The following is an 8239-nucleotide window of genomic DNA, read 5'->3' as shown; positions in this document are numbered from 1 at the left end:
AAATGGTTATTTTGGAATAAAATCCGCTTGCAGTAATCTTACACAACAAAAGCATGACCAAGCCATGCGGGTTTAGGTTCGCTGAGCCTTATTTCTTATGTTATGTCTCTTGTAACTTGATTCTTGTGTCTTTTCGCTTGTGTCTTGTCTCTTTACTGTCAACTCATAACTACATTTCCCTTCTTCCTGTTTTCTCGTCTTCCCTTTTTCTTGCCTATAATCTCCGAGACGCAAGCCTTGTGTCTCTACTACCTACCTTTAGCCTCTTCGCTGTTGTCTTATCCTGCTTACTGCTGCTTACTGCTTACTGCTTACTGCCTACTGCTTACTGCTTACTGCTTACTGCTTACTGCCTACTGCTTACTGCCTACTGCCTACTGCCTACTTCTTTACTGCCTACTGTCTACTGTCTACTTCTTTCCTGCTTACTGCTTACTTCTTTACTGTCTTGTCTCTTTTCTTTAGCTTACTTTCGCTATATGTTCCGACTGATACTGTCCGTTCTGAAGTTTTTCATGCACTTCCTTGAATGCTTTGATGGTGTATTCTACATCTTCAAGCTTGTGGGCGGCTGTCGGGATAAGCCTTATCAGAAGCTCGCCCTTGGGAATGACCGGATAAGCGACCAAAGAGCAGAATAGATTGTAATTTTCCCTCAGGTCCATGATGATGTTGGACCCCTCGGGGATACTTCCAGACAGATATACCGGGGTTACCGGTGATTCGGTATTGCCCAGGTCAAAGCCGGATTCTTTCAGGCCTTTCTGGAGGGCATCAACTATCATCCATAAATTGTCCTTCAATTCGGGGTTATTCTTCAGGAGTTCCAGCCGTTTCAAAGCACCTATGACCATAGGCATAGGCAGAGATTTGGCAAAAGTTTGGGAACGCATATTGTACCTGAGATAGTTTACAACATCTTCCTCAGAAGCAACAAAAGCGCCGATCCCGGCCATTGATTTGGCAAAGGTGGCGAAGTAAACATCTACCTGATCCTGTACTCCAAAATGCTCACCGGTCCCTGCTCCTGTTTGTCCCATGGTACCGAATCCATGAGCGTCATCAACGAGTAGCCTGAAATTGTATTTTTCTTTCAGTTTTACGAGGCTGTCAAGTTTACCCAGATCGCCTGCCATGCCAAATACACCTTCTGTAATGACCAGAATGCCGCCACCGTTTTTCTCAGCAAGTTTATGAGCTCTTTCCAGTTGTTTTTCAAGCTTTTCAATATTATTGTGGGGATATACAAATCTTTTGCCCATATGAAGACGCAGACCATCCAGTATGCAGGCATGGCTTTCGGAATCGTAAACGATTACATCGTTTCGGTTGACCAGGGCATCGATTATAGAAACCATCCCCTGATAGCCGTAATTCAGAAGAAAAGCGTCCTGTTTTCCAACAAACTCTGCCAGCTTTTGTTCCAGCTCTTCATGTTTGCTGGTTTGTCCCGACATCATCCTGGCACCCATCGGATAAGCCATTCCGTATTCTTTGGCTGCTTCTGCATCTGTTTTCCTGACTTCCGGATGGTTGGCCAGTCCGAGGTAATTATTCAGGCTCCATGTCAATACCTCTTTGCCTCTGAATTTCATCCTGGGTGAAATCTCTCCTTCCAGCTTCGGAAATGCAAAATACCCGTGGGCTTCTTTCATATATTGGCCCAGAGGTCCTTTGTCTTTTTTGATCTTATTAAATATATCCACAGTGTGTAATTTTTATATTTGACGCGCTATTATTAAAAGATAGACAAAAGTATGTTTTTTTTATCAATTTACAAATTGCAAAAAATATTTTATAATATCGTGCCGTTAATGTTGGAATGATTTTATTATTCGATTGGAATAAATTAATTTTGCACCATGTTTAAGCAATTCATCAAAATAGCACTACTGTTTCTGATAATAGGGGGAGTGGCAGGTTCATGCCAATACGACAAGCTCCTGAAAAGTTCGAACTATAAACTGAAATACAACAGAGCCCTGGAGTATTACAATGAGGGGGATTATGTAAAGGCCCAGGGATTGTTCGAACAGTTGAATTCCGTGTTAAAAGCTACCGACAGGGCGGATACCGTTTCATATTATTTGGCAGACAGTTATTATCAACAAGAAAATTACATTTTGGCCGAGCATCATTTTCAACAGTTTCACGAGACATTTGAAAATCACGAATGGGCTGATGATGCTGAATTTCTAAGCGCCTTATGTAATTACAAGCTGTCACCCCGTCCTGCATTGGATCAGGGTTACACGAGAAAGGCCATTGAAAAATTCAATTTGTTTATTACAAGGCATCCCGATCATCCTAAGGTGGCGGAGTGCCATGAATATATCAATGAGTTGCGGGACAAGCTTGCCATGAAGGCATATAATGCGGCCAAGCTTTATTATGATATGGGTGATTATAAGGCGGCTGTTGTTGCATTGGAGAATTGCCTGAAACGTTATCCAAACACTACCCACCGTGAGGATATCCGGTACCTGATACTCAGGTCGAGATTCCTGCTTGCTTCCAACAGCGTTCAGAGCAAGGAAAAAGAGCGTTTTCAGGAAACACTGGATACCTATTATACGTTTACAAGTGAGTATCCCAATAGTGAACATAGTAAGGAAGTAGAAAAAATATACGATACGACACAAAGGAATCTGGAAAATTAAAAAAATTTAGAGGTATGGATTATAAAAAGACCAAAGCTCCGGCTACAACTGTTACACAGGATATAAAAAAGCTGGAAGAAGGGGTAGGGAATGTGTATGAAGCTGCTGTGATTATTTCAAAGAGAGCGAATCAGATTGGTGCGGAAATGAAGGAAGAGCTGAACAGCAAACTGGAAGAGTTTGCCTCTTATACGGACAATCTGGAAGAAATTTTTGAAAATAAAGAACAGATTGAGATTTCCAAGTTTTATGAACGTCTGCCCAAGCCGACGCTGATTGCCCTTCAGGAGTATATGGAAGGTAAGATCTATTTCCGGAATCCAAAAACCGGACATGAGCATACCCAGCCTGAGGAAGGCAATAAGAAAGAATAGATATAATCAGGATGGCACCTCTTAATGGAAAACATATACTTCTCGGTATAACGGGTAGCATAGCAGCTTATAAAGCTGCTATGCTTGTTAGGTTGCTGGTGAAAGAAGGCGCTGAGGTGAAGGTTGTGATGACAAGATACGCCAAAGAATTTATTACTCCGCTCACCATGGCCACCCTTTCCAGGAATCCCATTCTGCTTGATTTTTTTAATCCTGAGAATGGTGAATGGAACAGCCATGTGGATTTGGGCTCATGGGCCGATCTCTACATTATTTCCCCCGCTACGGCCAACACAATAGGAAAAATGGCCGGTGGTATCGCGGATAATTTACTGCTTACCACCTATATGTCGGCAAAATGTGATGTTATGGTGGCACCTGCTATGGATCTGGATATGTATCAACATCCGGCCAATCTGAAAAACATAGAAACACTCCGGTCATACGGCAATATTGTTATTGAGGCAGCTACCGGTGAGCTGGCCAGCGGACTCTCGGGCAAGGGAAGAATGGAAGAGCCCGAACGTATTGTTGAAAAAATAAAACAGCATTTTTCTGCGAAAGAAACCTTAACCGGCAGACACTATATCGTCACGGCCGGACCCACCTATGAAGGCATTGATCCGGTAAGATTTATTGGCAATTACAGTTCCGGGAAAATGGGGTTCGCCATTGCAGAGGCACTAGCTTCCTGCGGAGCAAAGGTTGATCTGATAACAGGTCCTACCCATTTAACAACCCATGGTGCGAATATTAACCTGATCCGGGTTACCTCAGCCGATGAGATGTACAGGGAGGCAACGGATAAGTTTCCGGATGCTGATGGCGCCGTATTATCGGCTGCCGTGAGCGATTTCAAATCCTCCGGTGTGTTTGACAAGAAGGTGAAAAAGAGCAGAGAAACATGGAGCATAGAGCTGGAACCGACGAAAGATATCGCCCGGGAGCTGGGTTCAATGAAGACAGAAAATCAGTTATTGGTAGGTTTTGCCTTGGAAACCCATAATGAGATGGAGTATGCAGTTCAGAAATTAGAAAATAAAAATCTCGATTATATCGTATTGAATAAGTTGGGTGAGGAGGGTTCCGGGTTTCAGTTCGACACCAACAAGATAAAGATTATAGATAAACACCGGGAGGTTGAAGAGTTTGAGCTGAAATCCAAAAAAAATGTGGCCGGAGATATTGTTCAAAAAATTATTGAAATTCAAGGCAGATGAAAAAGAAGGCATTTTATTTGGCAGTTTTATTTGTTCTGATCCAGTTTTCAGGAATTGCCCAGGAATTTAGATGCAATGTTCAGATTCTTTCCAGTCAGATACAGGGCACCAATAAGCAGGTGTTTAAAACTTTGCAGGAGGATGTGTATGAGTTTATGAATACCCGGATATGGACGGAAGATGAGTTCTCCAATCAAGAACGCATCGAATGTAAGATATTGATCAATCTGCAAAACCGTTCGGGAGATCAGTTCAGCGGCTCCCTGACAGTGAGTTCCCGGAGACCTGTGTTTAATTCTTCCTATAACACCTCACTTTTTAGCTACAAGGACACTGATATTCAATTCAGATACCAGGAGAACGAACCCCTGGAGTTTGATATAAATGAATTTAAATCGAATCTTACTTCCATTCTGGCTTATTATGCCTATATCATTATAGGCCTGGACTATGATTCTTTTGAATTGAAAGGAGGAACGCCCTATTTTCAAAGGGCACAGCAGATTGTGAGCAATGCACAGAATGCATCCGGATCGGGATGGAAGGCTTATGAAAGCAGAAGAAACCGGTATTGGCTTGTGGAGAATATACTGAACAATGAGTACGAAGAAGTAAGGGAATTCATATATCAATATCATAGACAGGGGCTTGATAAAATGCATGATAATGTTTCCATGGCAAGAGCTGAAATTTCGGAAAGTTTAGAGCTGTTGCAGGAGGTGCATCGGCAGGAGCCTGATCCCCATATGTTTTTCATGAAATTGGTTGTCGAGTCCAAATCAAATGAGTTCGTGAATGTATTTTCAGAATCCCCCATGGATGAGTCGGAAAGGGTATATAAAATCCTGGCAGAGATAGATCCCTCCCATAGCGAAAGATATGAAAAAATTACGCAGTAGAGTGGGACCGTCATGCTTTATTGTTAAATTTACCTGAACATATTGAGTGAATAATATCCGCATACCATGCTTCAATCCTTGAAAATACAAAATTATGCACTAATAGATGAGATCCATATCACGTTCTACCCCGGTTTTATTACAATAACGGGAGAAACGGGGGCAGGGAAGTCTATATTGATAGGAGCCCTCTCCCTGATTCTTGGTAACAGGGCTGATACTTCCGTATTAAAGGATGATTCCAGAAAGTGTGTTGTGGAAGCTACATTTCACATTATAAATTCCCGGATAAAGGAAATTTTCGAGAAGCACGATCTGGATTATGAAGAGGAAACCATTATACGCAGGGAGATAAGCAGTAAAGGAAAGTCAAGGGCTTTTGTCAATGATACGCCGGTGAACATTAGGATGCTGAAAGAACTTGGAGATCAACTGGTGGATATACACAGCCAGCATCAGAACCTCATTTTAAAAGACAATGTTTTTCAGTTGGATGTGGTTGACTCCTACGCCCATAACGAAGCGCTTCTGCATGATTACCAAAATAAATATAAGGAATACAAAGAGCTGCAAAAACAGTACAACAATTTAAAAGAAAAAGCGGAACAAGCCAGTGCCGATTATGATTATTATCGCTTTCAGTTTGACCAGCTTGAAAAAGCCAATGTGAAGGAGGGAGAGCAGGAAGAACTGGAAAGTGAGCTTGAAACATTGAATCATGCAGAAGAGATTAAGTTTAATCTTACCAATGCCTCGTATTTGTTAAACAACGAAGAGTCATCCGTAATAAGCCAGCTACGTGAAGCAGGAGACAGTCTGAGAAAGATTGTGGATTATTATTCCAGGGTTAAGGATATCAGCGAACGGTTGGAGAGCACATATATTGAAGTTCAGGATCTGTCGCAGGAGATCGATATGCTTAATGAGAATGTGGAACATGATCCTTCACGTGTTGAATACATCCGGCAAAGGCTGGACGATATCTATTCTCTTCAGCACAAGCACCGCGTCTCAACAGAAAAAGAGCTGATCGGGATCAGGGATGATCTGGAGAAAAAGCTGGAAGAGATCAATAATTATGATTTTCATCTGGAAGACCTGGAGAAGAAGCTTGAATCCAAAAGAAAAGAACTTGCCGGTTTGGCTGAAAAGCTCTCTGAAAGTCGTAAAAAGAGCATTCCTGCCATAGAGAAGAAGATTACTTCCATGTTAAAGGAACTGGGCATTCCCAATGCCTCCTTTAAGATCCAACGGACTGATCTGGAAGCATTCAATGAATATGGTCTGGATCATGTGAAGTTTCTTTTCTCGGCCAATAAGAATGTGGAGTTGGAGGAAATTTCCAGAGTTGCCAGCGGCGGAGAGCTCTCAAGGCTCATGTTAAGCCTCAAGTCAACCATTGCAGAAAACAAAGCATTGCCAACCATCATCTTTGATGAAATCGATTCGGGTACCTCGGGAGATATAGCGGATAAGATGGGAACCATTATGAAGGAGATGTCAGGGAACATGCAGGTGGTGAATATCACCCATCTTCCCCAGATCGCAAGCAAAGGAGATTATCATTATATGGTTTATAAATATGACGATAATGAATCCACCCATACCCATATCAAACAGCTAAGTGGTGATGAAAGAATAAAAGAGATAGCCAAGATGCTTAGCGGAGAAGAATTGACCGATACTGCTCTCCAGAATGCCAGGGAATTTTTGGGGAACTCCTGAAAAAAATCGATCCCGTAAAAAACCTTATACTTTTAAATTTGTTCACGTTTTTAGATAGTGTTTGTCCATAAAGTCAAAGAGATTTGAAAGATTCTCGTCTAGAATTTTCGCTGGCAAGGCTTGCGAGTTTTGAATGCCATCTGGTAGAGACGCACGGCCGTGAGTCTCTACCAGATGGCATTGACTGGCATGAAAAACGAGCGTAACGCAGCCAGCGGATATTATAGACAGACTCTAAACCTGAAAAATATTATGGCGTATAATCTGTTAAACGGTAAGAAAGGAATCGTATTTGGGGCTTTAAATGAAAAATCGATAGCCTGGAATGTTGCTGAAAGGGCACATGAAGAAGGAGCAGAGGTGGTACTTACCAATGCTCCGGTAGCATTAAGAATGGGGAATGTAAAGGAGCTTGCGGAAAAACTCAACACCCAGGTCATTGCTGCTGATGCCACCAGGGTTGAAGATCTGGAAGCCCTGTTCGACAAATCCATGGAACAATTCGGTGGCAAAATCGATTTCATACTCCATTCTATTGGTATGTCTCCAAATGTGCGCAAAGGCAATACCTATGATGATACAAATTACGATTACTTTTTGAAAACACTGGATGTTTCCGCACTTTCTTTTCACAAGATCCTACAGACAGCCCGAAGAATGGATGCCATCAATGAATGGGGTTCCGTTGTTGCCTTGTCTTATGTTGCTTCTCAACGTACGCTATACGGTTATAACGATATGGCTGATGCCAAGGCTTTACTTGAATCCATTGCCAGAAGTTTCGGTTATATATATGGACGTGAGAAGAAGATCCGGATCAATACGATCTCTCAGTCTCCCACACCCACTACAGCCGGAAGCGGAGTAATGGGTTTTGAAGGGTTGCTTGATTTTTCGGAACGCATGTCTCCCCTGGGCAATGCCACGGCCGAAGAATGTGCTGATTATTGTATCACCCTGTTCTCTGATTTTACACGTAAAGTGACCATGCAAAACCTTTACCACGACGGAGGTTTTTCCAGCATGGGCATGAGCCACCAGGCCATGGATGTGTATAACAAAAACCTGGATGACATCTGCGACTGTAAAGACGAAGAGGGGAATAAGCAGAATAAGGAGTGAGGGGAAGTAAGCAGTAAAGAAGTAGGCAGTAGGCAGGAAGTAAGCAGGAAGCAGAGAAGAGGCTAAAGGTAGGTAGTAGAGACGCAATGCTTGCGTCTCGGAGATTATAGGCAAGAAAAAAGGAAGACGAGAAGACGGGAAATGTAGTTATGAGTTGACAGTAAAGAGACAAGACAGTAAAGAAGTAGACAGTAGGCAGTAAAGAAGCAGTAAACAGTAAGCAGAAATCAGTAGGCAGA

7 protein-coding genes are annotated in these 8239 nt (G+C 42.4%); 6 read left to right on the top strand and 1 reads right to left on the bottom strand.

Annotated elements, in window-relative coordinates; genetic code table 11:
• Positions 1-461 precede the first annotated feature (461 nt).
• On the bottom strand, positions 462-1655 hold the full coding sequence (locus KGY70_13465; protein ID MBS3776197.1) for an aminotransferase class I/II-fold pyridoxal phosphate-dependent enzyme: 1194 nt from the start codon (positions 1653-1655) through the stop codon (positions 462-464).
• A gap of 207 nt (positions 1656-1862) precedes the next feature.
• On the opposite strand from KGY70_13465, the gene bamD reads away from it, so the two are divergent.
• From bamD to KGY70_13435, 6 genes are all read left to right on the top strand, one after another.
• On the top strand, positions 1863-2660 hold the full coding sequence (bamD, locus tag KGY70_13460) for an outer membrane protein assembly factor BamD (GenBank protein MBS3776196.1): 798 nt from the start codon (positions 1863-1865) through the stop codon (positions 2658-2660).
• A gap of 14 nt (positions 2661-2674) precedes the next feature.
• Positions 2675-3034, top strand: coding sequence for a DNA-directed RNA polymerase subunit omega (locus KGY70_13455; GenBank protein MBS3776195.1), 360 nt, complete (start codon positions 2675-2677; stop codon positions 3032-3034).
• An 11-nt stretch (positions 3035-3045) separates the two neighbouring features.
• Positions 3046-4254, top strand: coding sequence for a bifunctional phosphopantothenoylcysteine decarboxylase/phosphopantothenate--cysteine ligase CoaBC (coaBC, locus tag KGY70_13450; protein ID MBS3776194.1), 1209 nt, complete (start codon positions 3046-3048; stop codon positions 4252-4254).
• On the top strand, positions 4251-5153 hold the full coding sequence (locus tag KGY70_13445; GenBank protein ID MBS3776193.1) for a DUF4835 family protein: 903 nt from the start codon (positions 4251-4253) through the stop codon (positions 5151-5153). The genes coaBC and KGY70_13445 overlap by 4 nt, the downstream gene beginning before the upstream one ends.
• 66 nt (positions 5154-5219) lie before the next feature.
• On the top strand, positions 5220-6878 hold the full coding sequence (gene recN / locus KGY70_13440) for a DNA repair protein RecN (protein ID MBS3776192.1): 1659 nt from the start codon (positions 5220-5222) through the stop codon (positions 6876-6878).
• Between the two features lie 252 nt (positions 6879-7130).
• Positions 7131-8000 (top strand): enoyl-ACP reductase, encoded by an 870-nt coding sequence (locus tag KGY70_13435; protein ID MBS3776191.1) that lies wholly within the window; start codon positions 7131-7133, stop codon positions 7998-8000.
• Positions 8001-8239: the final 239 nt, after the last annotated feature.

The sequence above is a fragment of the Bacteroidales bacterium genome (genome assembly GCA_018334875.1).
Taxonomy (GTDB): domain Bacteria; phylum Bacteroidota; class Bacteroidia; order Bacteroidales; family UBA12077; genus JAGXLC01.
The sequence above is the reverse complement of the archived record's forward strand: the minus strand, read 5'-3'. Positions and strand labels throughout refer to the sequence as shown.

Bases quoted from the DNA above. Each gene is read 5' to 3' on its own strand.
- KGY70_13465 (MBS3776197.1), bottom strand. From the start codon at position 1,655: ATGAAAGAAGCCCACGGGTATTTTGCATTTCCGAAGCTGGAAGGAGAG.
- bamD (MBS3776196.1), top strand. From the start codon at position 1,863: ATGTTTAAGCAATTCATCAAAATAGCACTACTGTTTCTGATAATAGGG.
- KGY70_13455 (MBS3776195.1), top strand. From the start codon at position 2,675: ATGGATTATAAAAAGACCAAAGCTCCGGCTACAACTGTTACACAGGAT.
- coaBC (MBS3776194.1), top strand. From the start codon at position 3,046: ATGGCACCTCTTAATGGAAAACATATACTTCTCGGTATAACGGGTAGC.
- KGY70_13445 (MBS3776193.1), top strand. From the start codon at position 4,251: ATGAAAAAGAAGGCATTTTATTTGGCAGTTTTATTTGTTCTGATCCAG.
- recN (MBS3776192.1), top strand. From the start codon at position 5,220: ATGCTTCAATCCTTGAAAATACAAAATTATGCACTAATAGATGAGATC.
- KGY70_13435 (MBS3776191.1), top strand. From the start codon at position 7,131: ATGGCGTATAATCTGTTAAACGGTAAGAAAGGAATCGTATTTGGGGCT.